Here is a 20,315-nt window from a genome sequence, read left to right on the forward strand (position 1 = left end):
TCGTATGCCACGTGCCGTCGCTCGATGCCGGCGGACCGCAGCATCGCTCGTGACACGACACCGCCGTGTCGCTCGGCCAACGCGCGGGCGATGCGTCGTCGTTCTGAACCGTTCATGGGTCCGACCGTCGCGGGGTCTAAAGCGGAGGGCGAGCGGCATACGCCCGTCTGTGGACGAGCCGCCAGCGACGGGTGGGGCTGTGGACACCCGACGCGGAGTCGAAGTGATGGCGGCACCGAAGGGGTTGCCGGGGTCACCTCGAACCGGGGAAGGAGGGGGAGGGGAGCGAGGGCTGCGGGTTTACCTCAACCGGATGGGAGGAGGGAGCTCACGGCTGCAAGGACCGGCCTGAAGGCTTCTGACTGGGGGTCGATGACGGCGAAGTGGTCGGCTCCCGGCACGACCTGCTCGGTCACGTCGCCGCCGGCCGCCTTCGCCTTCGAGACGTAGTCGTCGGCGACGCCCAGCGGCACGGTGTCGTCGTCGGCGCCGTTGACGAGCCGCACCGGCACCTTCGGCGGCAGGGTCGACATCGGGTCGGCCGAGGTCCACGCCGCCGTGCCGGGTCCGGACCCGACGAAGTCCCGCGTGGCGTCGGACCCGAGGTGCAGCCGGTCCGCGGCTCCGAGGTCGACGACCCCGGCCAGCGACACGACTCCCGCGATCCCGCGCTCGCGGGCCCAGGTCTGGCCGGCGGCCCACGCGACGAGGTGTCCCCCGGCGGAGTGGCCGACGAGGACGAGCGGCTTGGGCAGGTCGGGCTGCGACGCGATCGACGCGACGAGGTCGCGCATGTCGTCGAGGGTCCCGGGGACGCCACCACCCGGCATACCGACTCGGCGGTACTCCGCGAGCACCACGTGGTAGCCCGCCCCCGCGAAGGCGCGAGCCTCGGGGAGCGCGTGCTCGCGGTCGTACTGCGCCCGCCAGAAGCCGCCGTGGACGACGACGACCGTGCCGTTCGCGGCCGGGGCGCCGGCGGCCGGCGGGATGACGTCGTAGACCTGCGCGGGGTCGCTGCCGTAGGAGCGCGTCGAGGCGCTCGCGGGGGACGTCGTCGAGGGGCTGCTCGTCATGGGCGTCATGGTGCCACCCGCGTCACCGACGCACCCCGAGAGAGCCGTGGTGCCACTGAGTAGGGTGATGGCCATGACCCAGTGGGAATACCTCACCGCACCGCTTCTGATCCACAACACCAAGCAGATCCTCGACAACTTCGGGGCGGACGGGTGGGAGCTCGTCCAGATCGTCAACGGTCCCGACGGCACGAGCCTCGTCGCCTACTTTAAGCGCCCGAAGTCCTGAGGAGTCAGCGCACCATGTCTGCAGTCGAAGACCGCCTGTCCGAGCTCGGCCTCACCGTGCCCGAGGTCGTGCCGCCCGTCGCCGCCTACGTCCCCGTCGTCCGTGAGGGCGACCTCGTCTTCACCTCGGGTCAGCTGCCGATGGTCGACGGTTCCCTCGCCGCGACCGGCAAGGTCGGCGCCGAGGTGGACGCCGAGACCGCCAAGTCCCTCGCCGAGACGTGTGCCCTCAACGCGATCGCGGCCATCAAGTCCGAGATCGGCGACCTCGACACGGTGACCCGTGTCGTCAAGGTCGTCGGTTTCGTCGCCTCCGACCCGGGCTTCACCGGCCAGCCCGGGGTCATCAACGGCGCGAGCGAGCTGCTCGTCAAAGCGTTTGGTGACAAGGGGATCCATGCTCGTTCGGCCGTCGGTGTCGCTGCGCTCCCGTTGGACGCACCCGTCGAGGTCGAGGTCATCGTCTCCGTCGCCCGGTGAGTGCAGGGGACGGCACGATGACGGCAGGTGACCGTCAGGTGCCCGGCACCGCGGGTCGCCGGTTCCCCCTGACCACGACGCCCGGCATCTCCGACACGGCCACCCGCTGGCTCGCCGGGGAGCGCTGGGACGAGGCGGAGCCCCGCCGCGCCAGCACCGTGATGCTCGTGCGCGACGGTGTCGGCGGCGTCGACGGCGTCGACGGACCCGAGGTCTTCATGCTGCGGCGCGTCTCCGAGATGGAGTTCGCGCCGAGCATGATGGTCTTCCCCGGCGGTTCCGTCGACGAGCGCGACGGCGAGATCGGCCTGCCGTGGGCGGGTCCTTCCCCGTCCGAGTGGGCCGACCGGCTCGGCTGCTCGCCCTCGGTGGCGCAGATGTACGTCGCGGCCGCGATCCGCGAGGTCTTCGAGGAGTGCGGAGTGCTCCTCGCGAGCCCGTCGGCGAGCGGACCGCTCGCCATGGTCGAAGGCCCCGAGTGGCTCGACGTCCGCCTCGCGCTCGTCGACCGCCGGCTCTCACTGGCCGACGTGCTCCGGGACGAGGGCCTCGTCCTGCGTTCCGACCTCATCGTCGCCAAGGCCCACTGGCTGACCCCGGTCTTCGAGCCTCGCCGCTACGACACGTGGTTCTTCGCCGCGCTCATGCCGCCCTTCCAGGTGGCCGACGGCGAGACCACCGAGGCCGACGAGGCGACGTGGGTCGTGCCCTCCGAGCTGCTGAGGGCGTATGCCGCCGGGTCGGCCCTCATGCTGCCCCCGACGGTCGTGTGCGTGGAGGAGATCCGCGACGCGCCTTCTGCCGCAGACGTGGTCGTGCACAGTGAGCACCTTCCGCTCATCATGCCGGAGGTCGTCGACGGCCCCGGCGGGCCGGCCATGGAGATCGTCGAACGATGAGCCCGGTGACGCCGTCGGGCCGGCCCCAGGAGGTGGCGCGGTGATCGGGACCGCGGCCGACCCGGGCTGGCACGGCGGTGTCACGAGCGAGCGCGCCGAGTGCGTGCTCTGCCCCAACCCGTCGCCGATGACCCTCGACGGCACGAACACGTGGCTGCTCGCCGAGCCGGGCTCTGACGAGGTCGTCGTCGTCGACCCGGGCCCGCTCGACGAAGGTCATCTGCAGCACGTGCTGGCGCGGGTGGCCGAGACCGGGCGCCGGGTCGCGCTGACCCTGCTCACCCATGGGCACGACGACCACGCCGAGAGCGCCGACCGGTTCCACGAGCTGACCGGTGCGCCGGTGCGCGCCTTCGGGCGCGGCCACGACGACGTCTGGGCCGGCGAGACCATGACGGTCGGGGGGCTCGAGATCCTCGCCGTCGAGACGCCCGGCCACACGAGCGACTCCTTCTCGTTCGTCCTGCCCGCCGACAACACCCTCCTCACCGGCGACACGATCCTCGGGCGCGGCACGACCGTCGTCGCCTGGCCCGACGGAAGCCTCGAGTCCTACCTCGCCTCGCTCGACCGCATCGAGGCCCTGACCCGGGCCGGTGACGTGACGAGTCTGCTCCCGGGCCACGGGCCGTTCGTCCCCGATGCGGCCGCCACGGTGACCTTCTACCTCAGGCACCGCGCCGAACGGCTGGACCAGGTGCGCGACGCGGTCGCCCGGGGTGCGCAGACGGCATACGCCGTCGTCGAGGACGTCTACGCCGACGTGCCGCGGAGCGTGTGGCCTGCGGCGGAGCTGTCCGTGCAGGCGCAGCTCGAGTACCTCCGCACCCACCCGTGAGGGAGTGGGAGGCTCCGACGGTGCACGGCATGGACGAGCTCGCGGCTGCGGCGATCGGCCTCGTCGGTGACCGCAGGCGGGTCGTGCTCGGCATCGCCGGGGCGCCGGGGGCGGGCAAGTCGACTCTCGCGGAGGCGCTGCTCGAGGCCGTCGCGGCCCGCGCGGGTGCGGACTGGGTCGCCCACGTGCCGATGGACGGCTTCCACCTCGCTGACGTCCAGCTCGACCGGCTCGGCTCGCGGTCGCGCAAGGGTGCGCCGGACACCTTCGACGCCGACGGGTATGCCGCCCTGTTGCGTCGTCTCGTGGAGTGGCCCGACGCGTGGGTCTACGCGCCCGGTTTCGAGCGGACGCTCGAGCAGCCGATCGCGGCGGCCGTGGTCGTGCCCCCGGCCGCCCGCCTCGTCGTGACCGAGGGCAACTACCTGCTGCTGCCCGAGGAGCGGTGGGAGCGGGCCAGGGCCCAGATGGCCGAGGTCTGGTTCGTGTCGGGGGACGACGGCCTGCGGCGGTCGCGGCTCGTCGAGCGACACGTCCGGTTCGGCAAGGCGCCGGCCGAGGCCGAGGCCTGGGTGGCCCGCAACGACGACGTCAACGCGGCGCTCGTCCTGGCCACCGGCGGCGCCGACCGCCTCGTGCGCAACGGCCCGGACGGCTGGACCTTCAGCGTTTGAGGTGTTCGGCGGGGGGTTCTGCCCGCGTGTCCACCTCAACCGGGTGGGAGGCGGAGCGGGGTTCAGCGAGCGCGGCGCTTGAGCCGCTCGACGTCCTGCAGGAGCACGGCGCGTGCCTCGAGACGCAGCCAGCCGCGCGTCGCGAAGTCCGCGAGGGCCTTGTTGACCGTCTCGCGGGAGGCGCCGACGAGCTGTGCGAGCTCCTCCTGGGTGAGGTCGTGGGAGACCATGATGCCGCCCTCGACCGGGCGGCCGAAGCGCTCGGACAGGTCGAGCAGCGCCTTGGCGACGCGACCGGGGACGTCGGTGAAGACGAGGTCGGCGAGGTGGGCGTTGGTGCGGCGCAGGCGCTGTGCGAGCGCCGCGAGCAGGGCCTTGGAGACCTCGGGGCGGCCGGTGAGGACCGCCGTGAGCGAGTCGTTGCCGAGGCCGAGGAGCTGCGTCTCGGCGACGGCTGTGGCCGTCATGGTGCGCGGGCCCGGGTCGAAGAGGCTGAGCTCGCCGAACATCTCGCCCGGGCCGAGGATGGCCACGAGGTTCTCGCGGCCGTCGGGGCTCGTGCGGCCGAGCTTGATCTTGCCCTCGGCGATGACGTAGAGCGTGTCGCCCCGGTCACCCTCGTGGAAGAGCACGTCGCCGCGCTCCATGTGCGACCGGCTCATCTCCGACTGCAGCGCGGAGGCCGCCTCGTCGTCCAGAGCCTTGAACAGGGGCGCACGCCTCACCACGTCGAGATCCACGGGGTCAGTGTGCCACGTCGCCTCGGCCGCCGCCCTGCCACCACAGGGGTTTCGGGCGGTGCGTCTCAGTCGTCGACGCGGTAGTCGATCGGCTTGCAGACTCCGTTGTTGGACTTCTCGGCCGAGCAGGCGGTCAGGCCGACGACGAGGTCGGCCTCGGCACGCAGCACGAAGCGGTCACCCGCCTTCGAGGTCGGCGGGTCGATGTGCAGCTCGCCGTCGCGCTCGTTCCACACGTTCATGAAGATGTTGAGCGTCGTCGAGATGCGGTCGGGCTCGACGCCGAAGGCCGCCATGTTCGTCGCGAGGTTCTCGAAGCAGCTCGGGTGGTAGGCGCCGTCGAACTCGGGGTAGAGCAGGTCGAAGGTCTGCTGCGAGCACGGCGTCAGCAGGATGTCGTGGTGTCCGCACGTGTCCTCGACGACGGTCGCCATCGGCCTGCTCCGGTTGCTGTAGAGCACGCTGCCGGTCGTCACGGCGGTCGAGTTGGCGTAGTCGATGGTGCGGCCCGAGCTGAACCACTCGTCGCGGTCGTCGTCCATGACGGCGAAGAAGTCGCTGACCTGCTCGCCGGTCGGGTCGACGACAGTCAGACGCTGCCCTGCGTGGAGCAGGAAGGCGGTGCCGGTCTGTGGGGCGAGCCGCGTCAGGTCCATGCCGTCACGGTAGCCGCCGGTCGGTTGCAGCACGGGGCCTCCGGGGCCGAAGAGGCGGTCGCTCATGAGCCGTGCGTCCTGCGAGATCGTCATCCTTGCTCCCCTGGTGGTCGGTGGTGTGTCGGGTCGTGCGCATCTAGTCGGCGTCGTGGACGTCGAGGGGCGGCTCCCACCCTGTCGGGTGCTGCCGTCCGGAGTACTGCCTGGCCTCGCTGCTGTCGCCGTGGTCGGCGACCATCGGGTTGATGAAGCCCTGGAGGTCCTCGTCGCGCCGTCGGATGGTCGTGCGCATCCCGTCGAAGCGGCCCTCGGTACGCAGCTCCTCGAACTGCGCGTGGGGGTTGAAGACGAGGGTGGGCAGCGGCGCGCGGCGGGCCACCCGGGAGGCGGCCGGGTGCAGCCCGACGATGAAGTACGCCGTGCCGCCGGCGGAAAAGGCGAAGTGGGGGTCGTTGGGGTCGGAGCCCACCCCGTCGGCCCATGAACGGTCGTCGGCGTCGTGGAGTCTCTGTAGCAGGCCGAAGAGAGAGGACTCGAAGTCGGACTCGTCGGTCGGCACGGGCCCGCGGAACGTCGCGATGAAGGAGTGGAAGCCGCTCTCGCCCTCGATGGCCCGGGCGAAGCCCTCGAGGCGCTCCAGCAGCTGTCCCGGGACGTCGGGGTCGGTCATGTCGTCGAGGACGGCGTGCGCCACGCTGCCGCGGCGGAAGACGGACTTGGCCCCGAGGCAGGGGAACTCGGCGTGGGTGACCATCAGCTCGAGGGCCCGGACGACGTCGGCGTCGGATGCGTGGGCCAGGTCCATGTCCGAGAGCATGGCGAGAGTGGTCTCGAGCCCGTGCCGCTCGTCGGGGACCTGCAGACCTGACCCCGTCATGGGCTCAGGGGCTTCGGTGCGCCTATTCGTTGACATGTCGGACTCCTCCCGAGTGCAGGCATGACGTACCCACCTCGGGTTCGCCGTGCGCGCAACCTTGGACACGCCCGGGACGGACCCGCACCGAAACCTGGACGATCCCGACCCGACCGACCGACCCACGGAGGCGGACAGCGGGTGACAGCGCGGCGGCATACAGTGTCGTCCGTGTCCCCCCGAGCCCTCGTGATCGACGACGAGACCCCCGTGGCGCGGACCCGGCGTGCCCGGAAGATGTACCGCTCCCTCCATGAGCGCTACCCGTACGCCCACTGCGAGCTCGACTTCACCACGCCGCTCGAGCTGCTCGTCGCGACGATCCTGTCGGCGCAGACGACCGACGTCGGGGTCAACAAGGTGACGCCGATCGTCTTCGCGAAGTACCCGACGGCTGCCGACTACGCGAACGCCGACCGCGCCGAGCTCGAGACGATCATCCAGCCGACCGGCTTCTACCGCGCCAAGACCGACTCGCTCATCAAGCTCGGGATCGCCCTCGTCGAGCGTTTCGACGGCGAGGTGCCGCCGCGCCTCAAGGACCTCGTGACGCTCCCGGGCGTGGGCCGCAAGACGGCCAACGTCGTGCTCGGCAACGCCTTCGGCGTCCCCGGCATCACCGTCGACACCCACTTCGGCCGCCTGGCCCGCCGCTTCGGTTGGACCGAGGAGGAGGACCCGGTCAAGGTCGAGCACGAGGTCGGCGCGCTCTTCATGCGCAAGGACTGGACGATGCTCAGCCACGTCGTCATCTTCCACGGCCGCCGCACGTGCCACGCGAAGAAGCCGGCCTGCGGGGCGTGCCCGGTCGCGCGCTGGTGCCCCAGCTACGGCGCCGGCGAGACCGACCCCGAGAAGGCGGCGAAGCTCCTGAAGTACGAGCTGGCGCCGAAGTGACCCACACGCTCAGCCGGATCGCGTATGCCGGCCGGTCGGGTTCCATCGACCCCTCCCCGACGCACGGGGCCGGGGCCGTGCCGCGCCCGGCCTGGATGGACGAGCTCGCGGTGCGGCTCGAGGAGGTCGCGCCGGAGTGGTTCTCCCGTTTCCTGCCACCGGAGGAGGGTGGCCGCGAGTCGGCGGTCCTCATCCTCTTCGGCCCCCCGCCCGCCGGCGCCGGCGACGACGGCGAGCACGTCGTGCTCATCGAGCGCTCCCACACCATGCGCACCCAGCCGGCCCAGATCGCGTTCCCGGGCGGCTCCCGCGACCCCGACGACGACGACCTCGTCGCCACCGCGCTGCGCGAGGCCGAGGAGGAGACGGGCGTCGACCCGGCGGGTGTCGACGTCGTCGCCCAGCTGCCCTCGCTCTTCCTCGCGCCGGCCCAGTTCGTCGTCGCGCCGGTGCTCGGCTGGTGGGCGCAGCCGTCGCCGATCGGGGTCCGCGACCCGGCCGAGGTGCACGACGTGCTCTCGGTGCCGGTCTCGCACCTCATCGACCCGGCCACCCGCTTCTCGGTGACCCACCCCTCGGGCTACGTCGGACCGGGCTTCGACCTCGACCATCTACTCCTGTGGGGCTTCACCGCCGGGCTGATCAGCAGCGTCCTGGAGCTCGGCGGACTCTCCCGGCCGTGGGACCCTGAGATCACGCGTGAGCTTCCCGAGCGCTACCTCGGAGGGAGGCGCTCATGACCGGCAGCGTCGTGCTCGACATCGCCCTGGTCCTGCTCCTGCTCGCCTACGCCTACTCCGGCTACCGGCAGGGGCTGATCCAGAGTGTCTTCTCGCTCGTCGGCTTCTTCGCGTTCGCGATGTTCGCGGTGTGGCAGCTGCCCGAGATGCTGGCGAGGTGGCCGGCGGTCACCGACGACGACCGCACCCGGGTGCTCGTGCTCATCCTCGGCGTCGTCGCGTTCGGGTGGCTCGGCCAGTACCTCGGCAGCCTCCTCGGGGCGCGGATCCGGCGTCGCGTCGGCCAGACCCCGCTGCGGCAGGTCGACTCGGTCCTCGGCAGCATCGTCGTCATGCTCGCCGCGAGCCTCATCATCTGGTTCATCGGCGGCGCGCTGCGCACGGCCGGCAACCCGACGCTGTCCAGGGCGATGGCCGAGTCGAAGGTGCTGCAGGTCGTCAACTCGGTGGTCCCCGAACAGACGGGCCAGGTCTTCGCGAGCTTCCGCGGCTTCCTGTCGAGCCAAGGCTTCCCGCAGGTGTTCGGCGACCTCGCGCCCGAGCCGATCACCCCGGTGCAGGACCCCGACCCCGCTGTCGCGCGATCGGCGGCGATCCGCGAGGCCGGCCGGTCCGTCGTCAAGGTGACGACCCAGTCCCAGTCGTGCCAGCGCGGCCAGGAGGGCACCGGCTGGGTGCTCTCCCCGGGTCGCATCGTCACCAACGCCCACGTCGTCGCCGGTGCCGACGAGGTGCGGGTCGAGGGCGCTGACCAGACGCTGCGCGCGCGTGTCATCGTCTTCGACGCGCGTCGGGACCTCGCCGTGCTCAGCGTGCCGGGCCTGACTCTGCCGGCGCTCCCGCTCGGCGGTGAGCTGAAGCGCGGCGACTCGGCTGCGGTGCCGGGCTACCCGCTCGACGGCCCCTACCGGGTCGTGTCCGCCCGTGTCCGGGCCCAGCTCCAGGCCCGCGGGCTCGACATCTACGGCGGCGAGCGCGTCATCCGCGAGATCTACTCGCTCGCCTCGACCGTGCAGCCGGGCAACTCCGGCGGCCCCCTGCTCGACGCTGAGGGCCGGGTCGCCGGTGTCATCTTCGCCAAGTCGCTCGAGGACGACTCGACCGGCTACGCGTTGACGCTCGACGAGGCCAAGCCGGTGCTCGACGAGGCCAGGTCCGCGGGGGCCGAGGTCGACACCGGCGCCTGCGTCGCCGGCTGATCGACGCGTACCTCCTCCCCACGACCGTCGAGAGGCCAGAGTTCGCCGGTGTGACGCCGTCGAGTGGCCACTGTCCGCTGGCGCAGCGCAGTCGAGAGGTCACCGCTCATCCGGAACGTGGCCCCTCGACGGTTGGGGAGGGGCGGAGTTTGGCCCCTCGACGGTTGGGGCTGGGCAGAACGTGGCCTCTCGACGGTTGGGGCTGGGCAGAACTTGGCCTCTCGACGTTTGGGGCTGGGCAGAACTTGGCCCCTCGACGGTGGAAGGATCGGGGGGTGCGCATCGACAGTCCCGGGCTGACCACCGACCTCGACCTGCTCCGCCTCCAGGGATCGACCGTCACCGACCTCGGCGACCACCTCGTCGTGCGCACCGAGGCCAACCCGACCTTCTGGTGGGGCAACTTCCTGCTCGTGCCGTCCGCGGCCCGTTCGGATGAGGTGGAGCGCTGGGTCGCACGTTTCGAGGCCGAGCTCCCGGACGCCCACCACCGGGCCATCGCCTTCACGCACGACGGCGGCGACACTCCGGCCTGGGCCGCCCAGGGCTGGGACGTCGAGGTCGACGTCGACCTCGCCACGACGTCGGTGCCGCCCCCCGGGGACGCACCGGACGGCATACGGCTCAAGCCGCTCGAGTCCGACGACGACTGGGATCAGTCGGCCCAGGTCGGCGGGAGCGACACCCCCGAGGACCGGCGGGACGGGCGTCTCGTCTTCGAGCGGCGGCGGGCGGCGGCGCAGCGCGGGCTCGTCGAGTCGGGCCGGGCGCGGTGGTTCGGGGCGTTCGACGGTGACCGGCTCGTGGCCAACCTCGGCATCGTGCGGCTCGGTGACCTGGCCCGCTACCAGGACGTCGTGACGCTCGAGAGCCATCGGCGACGGGGCATCGCCGGTGCGCTCGTGCGTGCCGCGGGGGAGTGGGCACTGGAGGATCCCGCCGTCGGGCGGCTCGTCATCGTCGCCGAGGACGGCGGGCCCGCGATCGGGCTCTACGAGCGGGCCGGCTTCGTCGAGGTCGCCCGCCACGTCGCCGTCTCCCGGGCGCCTGCTGACGCGTCGTGACGGCCCTGCGCGTCGAGGTGGTACCGGCAGCACCGTGGCTGCCGGTACCACCTCGAACAGGGGCGTATGCCGGGTCGCTCAGTCCGCCTTGACGGCGAGGACCGGGCAGGTGGCGTCGAGCAGGAGGCGCTGCGCGGTCGAGCCGAGGAGCAGCTTGCCGACGGCGCTGCGGTGCCGGATGCCGATGACGAGCATCCGCGGCTGCTCCCGGTCGACGACCTCGAGCAGCTGGTCGGCCGGGTCGGTGCCGTGCTCGATGCGCCGCACCTCGTGCGTGACCCCGGACTCGGCCAGGTCGGCGTCGAGCCGGTCGAGGTCCGAGCCCTCGGCGCGGTGGGCGTCGACGAGCTTGTCGTCGCGGGACATGTTGATGACGAGCACCGACTCGTCGTGCGCCTTCGCCTCGGCGATCGCGGCCGCGAGGGCCGCCTCCCCCTGTGAGGTCGGGATGTAGCCGACCAGGATCGTCATGCCATGACCTCCTTCGTCGCGGGGGCGTCCGCGCCGGGGCCGTCGCCGCCCCGGCCGCGTCCGCGACCCCGCCCGGTCAGCTTGCCGACGAGCGGCCAGACCAGCACGAGGGCGATGATCGCGAAGCAGACCCAGGCGACGGGGCCGCCGACGAGACCGCTGAGGTCGCCGCCCGAGAGCTGGAGCGAGCGCCGCCCCTGCAGCTCGGCGAGCGGTCCGAGGATGACGCCGATGATGAGCGGCAGCACGGGCAGTCCGAAGCGGCGCAGCGCGAAGCCGACCATGCCCAGCGCGAGCAGCAGGAGCAGGTCGAACGGCTGGGCGTTGACGGCATACGCCCCCATGGAGGCGAAGAAGAGGATGCCGGCGTAGAGGTAGGGACGCGGGATCTGGAGCAGCTTGGCCCAGGCCGGGGCGAGCGGCAGGTTGAGCAGGAGCAGCATCGTGTTGCCGACGAAGAGGCTCGCGATGAGCGTCCAGACGAGCACGGGCTGCTTCTCCATGAGCAGGGGGCCCGGCTCGAGGCCCCAACCCTGCAGTGCGGCGAGCATGATCGCGGCCGTCGCGTTGGTCGGCAGGCCGAGCGCGAGCATCGGGACCAGGGTGCCGGCGGCCGAGGCGTTGTTGGCGGCCTCGGGTCCGGCGACGCCCTCGATGGCGCCCTTTCCGAACTCCTCGGGTCGCTTCGAGAGCTTGCGCTCGGTCATGTAGGACAGGAAGGTCGGGATCTCGGCTCCACCGGCGGGGAGGGCGCCGAACGGGAAGCCGAGGGCGGTGCCGCGCAGCCACGGCTTCCACGAGCGGCCCCAGTCGTCCCGGCCCATCCACGGACGGCCGACCGGGATGACGCCGGCGGCCTTGCGCCGCAGGTGGGCCGCGACCCAGAGCGCCTCGCCGACGGCGAAGATGCCGACCGCGACGACGACGACGTCGATGCCGTCGGCGAGCTGGGCAGTCCCGAAGGTCATGCGCTGCTGGCCCGTCACCTTGTCGATGCCGATGAGCCCGATGGCAAGGCCGATCAGCAGGGCCGCGAAGCCGCGGATGCGTGAGCTGCCGAGCACGGCGCTCGCGCCGGCGAAGGCCAGCAGCATGATCGCGAAGTACTCGGGGGCACCCAGGCTGACCGCGAACTTCACGACCTGCGGCATGACGAGCGCGAGCAGCAGCGTGCCGATCGTGCCGGCGACGAACGACCCGATGGCGGCGGTCGCGAGCGCCTGCGCGGCCCGGCCGGCCTTGGCCATCTTGTTGCCCTCGATGGCCGTGACGACCGACGAGGACTCGCCGGGGGTGTTGAGCAGGATCGAGGTCGTCGAGCCGCCGTACATGCCGCCGTAGAAGATGCCGGCGAACATGATGAGGGCCTGGGTCGGCTCGAGGCCGTAGGTGACGGGCAGGAGCAGCGCGACGGTCATGGCCGGACCGATGCCCGGGAGGACGCCGACGGCGGTGCCGATGGTGACGCCGATGAGGGCGAAGAGCAGGTTCATCGGGGTCAGGACGTGCCCGAACCCGTCGATGAGGTTGGCGAAGTTGTCCATCAGAGGATTCCTTGCAGCACGCCGGCGGGCAGGTTGACGTCGAGCCCGATGGCGAAGGCGTAGAAGGTGGCGAGCGCGAGGCCCAGGCCGAAGAGCAGACCGCGCACGTGGTGGCGGTTGCCGAGGGCGAAGGCCGAGCCGGCGAAGAGGATGGTGCCGCTGATGACCCAGCCGAGCGGCTCGATGAGCACGGCGTTGAGGACGAAGAAGGCGGCGAGCAGGCCCAGGGTCTTCCAGTCCGAGCCGGTCGAGAGGTCGACGTCCTCGCCCTCCTCGGCGCTGCCGACCCCGCCGCGGTAGACGTCGACGGCATACAGGACGGCGGTCACGAGCAGCAGGATGCCGAGGATGATCGGTACGGGGCGGGGACCCACGGGGTCGTTGCTGCTCGTCGCGTGGCCGATGCGGGCCGCATCGAAGAGCAGCAGCCCGCCGAGGACCGCGAGGAACGCGCACATGCCGTACTGCGCGCGGTCCCCGCGGCCCTGCGTGGCCACCCCGTCGGACGTGACGGCGGACGGGCCGGCGGTGCTGGTCACAGCACCGGCGGGCGCGTCGCGCGTGGGGTCTGGGGTGTGGTCCGACATGGTCAGCTCGCGAGCCCGAGGGTGGTCAGGATCGAGGCCACAGAGGCGTCCTGCTCCTTGAGGAAGGTGCCGAACGCGTCGCCGGTGACGAAGGCGTCGGTCCAGCCGCGCTTCTCCATCTCGTCCTTCCAGCCCTGCGAGGCGTGCATCTTCGTCAGCGCGTCGATCCACGTGGCCTTGTCGGCGTCGGAGATGCCGGGAGGGGCCACGATGCCGCGCCAGTTGGTGAAGACGAGGTCGATGCCGGACTCCTTGAGGGTCGGCACGTCGGGGAGGGCGTCGATGCGCTTCTCGCTCGTGACCGCCAGGACCTTGACCTGCCCGGCCTTGACCTGGTCGAGGAACTCGCCGAAGCCGCTGGACCCGAAGGAGATCTTGTTGCCGATGAGGGCCGGCAGCAGCTCGCCGCCGCCGTCGAAGCCGATGTAGCTGACGGTCTTGGGGTCGATCCCGACAGCCTTGGCCAGCTGCATCGGGAGCAGGTGGTCGGGTCCGCCCGGGGACGAGCCGCCGCCGACGTTGACCTTCTTGGGGTCGGCCTTCCACGCCGCGACGAGCGCGTTGACGTCCGTGTAGGGCGAGTCCTTCGGCACGACGATCGCGCCGGCCTCCTCGATGAGCTTGGCGATCGGGGTGGTGTCGTTGAGCGTGGCCTGGCTCTTCTGCGTGTAGGCCGCGCCGACGACGCCGAGCCCCATCTGCATGGCGAGCTTGCCGTTGCCCTTCTCGTTGACCGTGCGCTGCAGGCCCACGGTGCCGCCGGCGCCCGGGAGGTTGAAGACCTGGATCGGGCTCGTGATCTTGGCGGCCTCCATGACCTTCGCCGCGGTGCGGGCGGTCGTGTCGTAGCCGCCGCCGGGGGCGTTGGGGACCATGATCTGGAGGTTGCTGGCGGGGGAGCCACCGGCCGCGCCGGTGGCGGCGTCGTCCTTCTTGGCAGTGGCGCCGCAGGCCGAGAGGGCCAGGGCGGTGACGCCGATGGTGACGCCGAGCAGGACGGACCTGCGGGCGGGAGTACGAGTGCTCATCGTTGAGGTCTACTTTCGCGTTCTGTGGCTGGAACGGCATGATCGTGGCTTGCGTCACGACGCCGTGTCGCCCTTGTGTCAGCAATGAAGGTTGAGTTCGTTTTGGTCACGCAGAGACCGGGCCGCTTCGGTCGCCTCTCCCTCGCCGGGCAGCTGCTCGTCGTGCAGATGGTCATCCTGCTCGGTGTGCTCGTCACCGTCGCACTGGTGTCCCTCGCGCAGTCGGAGTCGACGTTCACCCGGACCGAGGGTCGTCGGGTGTCGGCCATCGCCGAGCAGCTCGCCAGCACCCCGATCGTGCGCACCGAGATGGGCCCCGGCGGGGTCGTCAACGTGCTCCCGGCGGTCGTGCAGTCGGTCGTGACCCAGTACACCGTCACGTCGGTGACGATCGCCGACGCCGACGAGATCGCGCGGGTGTCGTCGGACCCGACCATCGACAAGACCCGCATCCCGCTCGGTGCGCCGGCGGTCGGCGAGGGGGCGAGCTGGACGGGAGTCATGGACGTCCAGGGCGAGCGGATGATCGTCGCGCAGAGCCCGCTGCTCTACACGCCGACGTCGTCGTCGGAGTCGGCGCCGCTGCCCGTCGGCGCCCAGCTGGGCACCGTCATGGTCGCCGTGCGCATGCCGTCCGCCCTCGACCGCCTCCAAGGTGCGTCGTCCTACCTGCCGACCTACCTCGGCATCGCCCTCGTGCTCGGAGGCGTGGGCTCGTGGCTGCTCGCCCGCCGCATCAAGCGGCAGACGCTCGGGCTCGAGCCGGCCGAGATCACGGGTCTCGCGGAGAGCCGGGAGGCGATGCTCTTCGGGCTCGCCGAGGGTGTGGTCGCGCTGGACACGAACGAGCGGATCACGTTGGTCAACAACGTCGCCCAGCGGCTGCTCGACCTGCCGGAGCACGCCGTGGGGATGCGTCTCGACGACCTCCCGATCGGTCCACGGCTGCGTGACGTGCTGCGTGGGGTGACGGACGAGACCGACGAGACCGAGACGGAGGGGGAGCGCGGGACGGACGACGTGGCGAGCGCTGCCACGGGTGGTGCGAGCGGCGACGAGGTGCGTCGGGCGCCCCACGACCAGGTGGTGCTGCGGCGTGGACGGGTGCTCGTCATGAACCGCATGGAGGTCAGCAAGGACGGCCGGCCGCTGGGCTCGGTGACGACCCTGCGCGACCGCACCGAGCTCGCCGACCTCGAGCGCGAGATCGGCTCGTTCCGCAGCACGACCGAGCTGCTCCGGGCGCAGGCACACGAGTTCGCCAACCAGCTGCACACGATCTCGGGGCTCATCCAGCTCGGCGAGTACGACGAGGTCGTCGGCTACGTCGACGCCGTGAGCGAGCACCGGGCGCAGCTCGACCTCACCGTGTCGCGCCGCATCCGCGACACCGCCGTGACGGCACTCGTCATGGCCAAGGCCGCGCAGGCGACCGAGCGGCGGGTCGAGCTGCGAGTCTCGGACGACACCTCACTCGGTCGCGTCGGCCCGCGGGACTCGGCCGACGTCGCCGCCGTCGTCGGCAACCTCGTCGACAACGCCATCGACGCCGCCGCGTCGTCGGAAGGGCCGGACAAGTGGGTCGAGCTGACGATCCGCCAGGACGCGAGCTCGCTCGAGGTCAGCGTCGTCGACTCGGGGCCCGGGATCGCACCCGAGGTCGTGACGGAGGTCTTCACCCACGGCTACACGACGAAGGCGGCCCGGGCTGGCGAGCGTGGCATCGGGTTGGCGCTGACGCGTCTGATCTGCCAACGTCGGGGCGGCGAGGTCGAGGTGGAGAACACCCCGACGGGCGCGAAGTTCCTCGCCCGCCTCACCGTCGAGGCCGCCAACGGGCACACGGAGGAGAAGCGATGACGACGGTGCTCATCGTCGATGACGACTTCATGGTGGCCCGCATCCATCGCGGCTTCGTCGAGCGCATCGACGGCTTCGAGGTCGTCGGCACGGCTCAGTCGGGCGAGGAGGCTCTGGCGCTGGTCGAGTCGCTCCGGCCCGACCTCGTGCTGCTCGACCTGTACCTCCCCGACGCGTTCGGGCTCGACGTCGTCACGCGCCTGCGCGCGGCGGGGCACGCGTGCGACGTCCTCGTCATCACCGCCGCGAAGGAGGCCGATGCGGTGCGCGGCGCTGTGCGCCAGGGCGTCGTCGGCTACCTGCTCAAGCCGTTCGCCTTCGCCGACCTCGAGCAGCGACTGCGGGCGTATGCCGCCGAGCGGGCCCGTGGTCTCAGCGACGCCCCGACGCAGGAGGAGATCGACGCGGCGTTCACGTCGCAGCCGGTCGGCCGCGGCCCGGTGGCGGTCCTGCCGAAGGGCCTCAGCGCCGAGACGGCGGAGGCCGTCGAGAAGGCGCTCCGCGAGTCGAGCGAGACGCTGTCGGCGACGGAATGTGCTGAGGCCGTGGGCATCTCGCGGGTCAGTGCCCGACGCTACCTCGAGCACTTCGTGTCGTTCGGCCAGGCCGAGGTGACCCTTCGCTACGGCACGACCGGTCGCCCGGAGCGTCGCTACCGCTGGCTCTGACCGCACCCGCCGACCACGCGCAGGGCCCCGTCCACGCGGACGGGGCCCTGCGGCGTCGGTGCTCGGTGCGGTCGGACGTCCGCTCGTCAGCGGACGGTGACCCGGCGCAGGGCGCTGCTCGAGCCGACGAAGGAGCCCGAACCGCGGTAGACCCACATGTAGTCGACCGATGCCGTGGGGCTGTGTGTGAACGTCACGGCGCCGGTGGAGCTCGACGTGCGCGTCGCCGTGAGGTTCCACGTGGCGGAGCCGACCCGGCGCCAGTAGAGCTGGACCGGGACGCCGGCGATGGCACCTCCGGTGTCGCGACGGGTCAGCTTGCTGCTCACCGTGACCGTGCGACCCTTCGTCAGCGAGGTGACGGTGGACGTCATGGTCTCTGCGGTGCCCACGAGACGCGCTGACGAGGCGGCGCTGTACCTGCCCGAGCGGTCCTTGGCCCAGATGCGGAAGCTGTACGTCGTCCCCTGGCCGAGGTTGACCTTGGCGCTCAGCGTCGTGCCCGCGTAGACGGCGGTGCCGGTCGTCGGGTTGGACGGCGGGGTGGATCCCGTGGCCATCCGGATGACGTAGCGGTCGAGGTCGTTGACCGCCGGTGCCGTCCACGTCAGCGTCGCCGCGCGCAGCGCGCCGGTCACCCGGAACGCCCCGACGCCCTTCGGTGCCACGTCGACGGTGCGGAACGTCGAGGAGTATGCCGTCGTCATCGTGGCGCTCGACGTGTCCTTCACCCCGGAGACGGTGAGGCGGTAGGGCGCGTTGTCGTAGAGCGGCGATGCCGGCCGAACCGTCGCTGTGCGCCGGGCTGCGTCGTAGGTGACCGTGGCGGGGACAGCGGATCCGTTGCGGCCATTGAGGATCCGCACGCTGGACGAGGTGACGCTCGACGGAACGACGTCACGCGCGAAGGTCACCGTCGGGGTGTAGGTCTGCGTCATCCCCGACCCGAAGTCGCTGGGCGTCGTGCTGCGCACCCAGAGCGCGGACCCCGTCGGGACGGTCGACGCCGTCGCGTTGTGCAGCACGGCGATGCCCGAGCCCGTCTTGAGGACCGCGTCGACACGGCCGTCGCCGTCGACGTCGCCGGTCGACAGCTCGCCCTGTCGGGCGGGCCAGACAGAGTCACCGGTCGCCGTCGTGGCCGCCGCACCCACCCCGCCGCTGCTGAGGCCTGGCAGGACGGAGACGGTCGCATTGGTGCCCGTGCCGGACGTCACGAGGTCGGTGACCCCGTCGCCGGTGACGTCGCCGGACGCCAAGGTCTCGCTGAAGGCCGGCAGGCGGTTCGTCGTGACGGCTCCGAGGGTGCCGTCGGCTCCCTGGGCCAGGGTGCCGAGCATGGCCGGTCCGTCGAGGCTACGGATCACCACGACCACGTCTGTGCGCCTGTCGCGCGTGACGTCCACGAGCTGCAGGCCGCTCATGCTCGAGCCGTCCGGGACGGTGACGGGCGTCAGGCTGTCGCTCCATCCCGACGGGGTGTTGTGGATGACGCGTACGGCGTAGCCGCTGAGGCCGACGACGTCGGGCCGGCCGTCGCCGTCGACGTCCGCGATGGCGAGGTCGGACGTGCTGGAGTGGACGCGCAGGACCTCGGTGTAGCGTCCGTCAGCCTGGCGGATCATGATGGCCGGAGAGCCGTAGATGGTGGTCACGAGGTCGGCGTCGCCGTCGTCGTCGAGGTCTCCCGCGACGACGTCGTGGGCCTGGGCCCCCTGCACCCCGGCCAGGTACTGGGCGTCTCCGAGCGAGCCGTCGGCACCCTGGTAGAAGACCTGAAGGCCTTGGAACGTCGCTGCCAGCACGTCGACACGGCCGTCGCCGTCGACGTCCTCGACGTCGAGCTGCTGCACCGGGGTGTCGTCGGCCGTCGGGTGGAAGGTACCGCCGTCGAGCTCGCCAGAGGCCGACTGGGCGTAGACGACGACGCCGCGGGGGACGACCTCGTCACCGTAGGCACCGAGGTTGGCGACGACGTCGTCCCGACCGTCGCCGGTGAGGTCGGCCACGGCTGTCGCCCCGTCCTGCGGGGTCGGCTGCTCGAGCCATGACGGCGCGTTGAGCGCGCGGCCGGTGTGGCGGCCGAGCGTGACGGTGTAGGGGCGGGCGTCCCGAGCACCGTTGTAGTTCTCGACCTTGATGTAGGAGGCGCCGGGGGCAGCGGTCCAGCCTGCGAGTTCCGGGCCGCCGGGGCCGTCATGGTCGCTCGACGCGACTCGCCGGAGGCCCTGGTCGTAGACGGTCACGACGGGGTCGCCGTTCTGCGGCACGCCCTCGTCGTAGGCGGCGGGCTTCACGGCGACGGACAGCGGCTGGGTCGTCGTCGTGTCGACGCGGTACCAGTCCACGTCACCTTCGACTGCGAGGGAGGCGGTGGCCGACCCGGTCAGTGGTGTCGCCCGACTGGGCAGGTCGTTGGGCTCGCCAGACCCGAGCGAGGGCAGCGCGAAGTCGGCGGCCCAGCCGCCGCCCAGCGCGTTGGCAGCATCGACGACGCCGTAGCCCACATAGGGGTCGATGCCGCGCGGACCGGCGTCGCGAGCGCTCGAGCGCAGCCGTGCGACGACCTGAGCCGGCGTGAGGGTGGGGGACTGGGTGCGCACGAGGGCGGCCACCCCGGAGACGATCGGCGCGGAGAACGAGGTGCCGCTCGCCGTGTAGTAGTCGGCGTCGAGCCCCGTCGAGACGATGTCGAAGCCCGGTGCGGCGAGGTCGACCCAGGGGCCGAAGGTGCTGAAGTCGGTCAGTCGGGCCTGGTTGTCCGTCGCTGCGACGGCGAACGCCTCGCTGTAGGCGGCGGGATACATCGGCTCGAGGGCTCCCGAGTTGCCTGCTGCGGCGACGACGACCGCGCCCTTGCCCACGGCATACCTGATGGCCTCGTGCAGTGCGGGGCTGTCGTTCGGGCCGCCGAGCGAGAGGTTGATGACCTTGGCGCCCTTGTTGGCGGCCCACGTCACGCCCTCGATGACGTCGGTGTCGGTGCCGGAGCCGGCGCCGTCGAGCACCCGGACGGGCAGGATGCGCGCGTTCCATGCCACACCGGCGATGCCCAGGCCGTTGTTCGTGGCGGCGCCGATGAGCCCGGCGACCATCGACCCGTGACCGAAGTCGTCGCTCGGTGCGCCGGCGGGGATGGAGGAGTTCGTCGTCGCGTCGTAGCCGGCGAGGACGCGGCCGGCGAGGTCGGGGTGCAGGCCGTTGACGCCGGAGTCGACGACGGCGACCACCATGCTGCTCGACCCCTTCGAGCGGTCCCAGGCGGCCGGCACGCGCACCGTCGAGAGGTACGGCTGGGAAGGGTAGCCGGGGTCGTTGGGCGTCGCGGACGCCGTGCGGACGTAGTCGAGGGTCACCTCGGCGACGGTCGGGTCCTTCTCGAGCCGGCGGGCGAGGTCGTCGGCCCGGTCGGTCGTGCGGACCGAGACGAAACCGGTGCCGGGGACGGCTTCGACGGTGCGCGCTCCACGGCCCGTGACGGCGTGGTCGCGGGTCGCCTTGGATGCGGACGTCTTGAACTTCACGAGCACCGTGTGCGGGTCGTGCGCCTGCATCTGCACGTCAGGTCGGGTCGGCCGCGGCAGGTGCTTCGTGGCGATGCCCTGGTCCGGTCGCGCGGTGGGCGACGGGGCCGCGTCGGCGCCCGCGGAAGTGGCGAGGAGCGTGACGGGCGCGACGAGCGCAAGCGTCAGGGCAGCGGCGAACGGCCGGCGTGTGAACATGGAGGAGCCCCTGTGAGAAGTGGCGGTGCGA

20 protein-coding genes are annotated in these 20,315 nt (G+C 71.7%); 11 read left to right on the forward strand and 9 right to left on the reverse strand.

Going from position 1 to position 20,315, the window contains the following annotated elements:
* Positions 1-305 precede the first annotated feature (305 nt).
* The gene (locus NR112_RS18265; RefSeq protein WP_256795717.1) at positions 306-1,076 is read right to left on the reverse strand and encodes a S9 family peptidase; all 771 of its coding nucleotides are present in this window, start codon (positions 1,074-1,076) and stop codon (positions 306-308) included.
* 73 nt (positions 1,077-1,149) lie between these two features.
* Here NR112_RS18265 and NR112_RS18270 point away from each other — a divergent pair, with 73 nt between their 5' ends.
* From NR112_RS18270 to NR112_RS18290, 5 genes are read left to right on the forward strand one after another with little or no spacing between them, the layout of a single operon-like run.
* Entirely contained in the window at positions 1,150-1,305 is a 156-nt protein-coding gene (locus NR112_RS18270) for a DUF4177 domain-containing protein (RefSeq protein WP_142179199.1), read from the forward strand.
* Between the two features lie 14 nt (positions 1,306-1,319).
* Complete coding sequence (locus tag NR112_RS18275) at positions 1,320-1,784, forward strand: RidA family protein (RefSeq protein WP_020145788.1); 465 nt, start codon at positions 1,320-1,322, stop codon at positions 1,782-1,784.
* Positions 1,781-2,683 carry an NUDIX hydrolase gene (locus NR112_RS18280; protein ID WP_256795718.1) on the forward strand — a complete coding sequence of 301 codons (903 nt, stop codon included), beginning with the start codon at positions 1,781-1,783 and terminating at the stop codon, positions 2,681-2,683. Before NR112_RS18275 ends, NR112_RS18280 begins: the two co-directional genes overlap by 4 nt.
* 40 nt (positions 2,684-2,723) lie before the next feature.
* Positions 2,724-3,521: an MBL fold metallo-hydrolase gene (locus tag NR112_RS18285; protein ID WP_256795719.1), complete on the forward strand. Its 798-nt coding sequence runs from the start codon at positions 2,724-2,726 to the stop codon at positions 3,519-3,521.
* A gap of 29 nt (positions 3,522-3,550) precedes the next feature.
* Positions 3,551-4,195, forward strand: a complete 645-nt coding sequence (locus NR112_RS18290; RefSeq protein ID WP_256795720.1) for a nucleoside/nucleotide kinase family protein — start codon at positions 3,551-3,553, stop codon at positions 4,193-4,195.
* 62 nt (positions 4,196-4,257) lie between these two features.
* On the opposite strand, the gene NR112_RS18295 is transcribed toward NR112_RS18290, so the two are convergent.
* The 3 genes from NR112_RS18295 to gntA form a co-directional block, all read right to left on the reverse strand.
* On the reverse strand, positions 4,258-4,935 hold the full coding sequence (locus NR112_RS18295) for a Crp/Fnr family transcriptional regulator (RefSeq protein ID WP_256795721.1): 678 nt from the start codon (positions 4,933-4,935) through the stop codon (positions 4,258-4,260).
* Positions 4,936-5,000: 65 nt separating this feature from the next.
* Positions 5,001-5,684 carry a DUF1989 domain-containing protein gene (locus tag NR112_RS18300; protein WP_256795722.1) on the reverse strand — a complete coding sequence of 228 codons (684 nt, stop codon included), beginning with the start codon at positions 5,682-5,684 and terminating at the stop codon, positions 5,001-5,003.
* A 43-nt stretch (positions 5,685-5,727) separates the two neighbouring features.
* Positions 5,728-6,504, reverse strand: a complete 777-nt coding sequence (gene gntA, locus NR112_RS18305; protein ID WP_256795723.1) for a guanitoxin biosynthesis heme-dependent pre-guanitoxin N-hydroxylase GntA — start codon at positions 6,502-6,504, stop codon at positions 5,728-5,730.
* 237 nt (positions 6,505-6,741) lie between these two features.
* Here gntA and nth point away from each other — a divergent pair, with 237 nt between their 5' ends.
* From nth to NR112_RS18325, 4 genes are all read left to right on the forward strand, one after another.
* The gene (nth, locus tag NR112_RS18310; RefSeq protein ID WP_256795838.1) at positions 6,742-7,401 is read left to right on the forward strand and encodes an endonuclease III; all 660 of its coding nucleotides are present in this window, start codon (positions 6,742-6,744) and stop codon (positions 7,399-7,401) included.
* On the forward strand, positions 7,398-8,141 hold the full coding sequence (locus NR112_RS18315; RefSeq protein ID WP_256795724.1) for a CoA pyrophosphatase: 744 nt from the start codon (positions 7,398-7,400) through the stop codon (positions 8,139-8,141). Before nth ends, NR112_RS18315 begins: the two co-directional genes overlap by 4 nt.
* On the forward strand, positions 8,138-9,340 hold the full coding sequence (locus NR112_RS18320) for a MarP family serine protease (protein WP_256795725.1): 1,203 nt from the start codon (positions 8,138-8,140) through the stop codon (positions 9,338-9,340). The genes NR112_RS18315 and NR112_RS18320 overlap by 4 nt, the downstream gene beginning before the upstream one ends.
* A gap of 275 nt (positions 9,341-9,615) precedes the next feature.
* The gene (locus NR112_RS18325; protein WP_256795726.1) at positions 9,616-10,404 is read left to right on the forward strand and encodes a GNAT family N-acetyltransferase; all 789 of its coding nucleotides are present in this window, start codon (positions 9,616-9,618) and stop codon (positions 10,402-10,404) included.
* 78 nt (positions 10,405-10,482) lie between these two features.
* On the opposite strand, the gene NR112_RS18330 is transcribed toward NR112_RS18325, so the two are convergent.
* Genes NR112_RS18330 through NR112_RS18345 form a run of 4 tightly spaced genes read right to left on the reverse strand, consistent with a single transcriptional unit; the run spans position 10,483 to position 14,034 of the window.
* On the reverse strand, positions 10,483-10,875 hold the full coding sequence (locus NR112_RS18330; RefSeq protein ID WP_256795727.1) for a universal stress protein: 393 nt from the start codon (positions 10,873-10,875) through the stop codon (positions 10,483-10,485).
* Positions 10,872-12,419 (reverse strand): tripartite tricarboxylate transporter permease, encoded by a 1,548-nt coding sequence (locus tag NR112_RS18335; protein WP_256795728.1) that lies wholly within the window; start codon positions 12,417-12,419, stop codon positions 10,872-10,874. Before NR112_RS18335 ends, NR112_RS18330 begins: the two co-directional genes overlap by 4 nt.
* Complete coding sequence (locus NR112_RS18340) at positions 12,419-13,006, reverse strand: tripartite tricarboxylate transporter TctB family protein (protein WP_256795729.1); 588 nt, start codon at positions 13,004-13,006, stop codon at positions 12,419-12,421. The genes NR112_RS18335 and NR112_RS18340 overlap by 1 nt, the downstream gene beginning before the upstream one ends.
* A gap of 2 nt (positions 13,007-13,008) precedes the next feature.
* Complete coding sequence (locus NR112_RS18345) at positions 13,009-14,034, reverse strand: tripartite tricarboxylate transporter substrate binding protein (RefSeq protein ID WP_256795730.1); 1,026 nt, start codon at positions 14,032-14,034, stop codon at positions 13,009-13,011.
* Positions 14,035-14,136: 102 nt separating this feature from the next.
* Here NR112_RS18345 and NR112_RS18350 point away from each other — a divergent pair, with 102 nt between their 5' ends.
* Together NR112_RS18350 and NR112_RS18355 are read left to right on the forward strand one after the other, a co-directional pair.
* Positions 14,137-15,894: an ATP-binding protein gene (locus NR112_RS18350; RefSeq protein WP_256795731.1), complete on the forward strand. Its 1,758-nt coding sequence runs from the start codon at positions 14,137-14,139 to the stop codon at positions 15,892-15,894.
* Entirely contained in the window at positions 15,891-16,562 is a 672-nt protein-coding gene (locus tag NR112_RS18355; protein WP_256795732.1) for a response regulator, read from the forward strand. The genes NR112_RS18350 and NR112_RS18355 overlap by 4 nt, the downstream gene beginning before the upstream one ends.
* Before the next feature lie 86 nt (positions 16,563-16,648).
* Here the strand turns inward: NR112_RS18355 and NR112_RS18360 are convergent, their stop codons facing one another.
* Positions 16,649-20,284 (reverse strand): S8 family serine peptidase, encoded by a 3,636-nt coding sequence (locus NR112_RS18360; RefSeq protein ID WP_256795733.1) that lies wholly within the window; start codon positions 20,282-20,284, stop codon positions 16,649-16,651.
* Positions 20,285-20,315: the final 31 nt, after the last annotated feature.

Origin of the sequence: Terrabacter sp. Ter38, assembly GCF_024519435.1 — a bacterium.
Classification (GTDB): domain Bacteria; phylum Actinomycetota; class Actinomycetes; order Actinomycetales; family Dermatophilaceae; genus Terrabacter.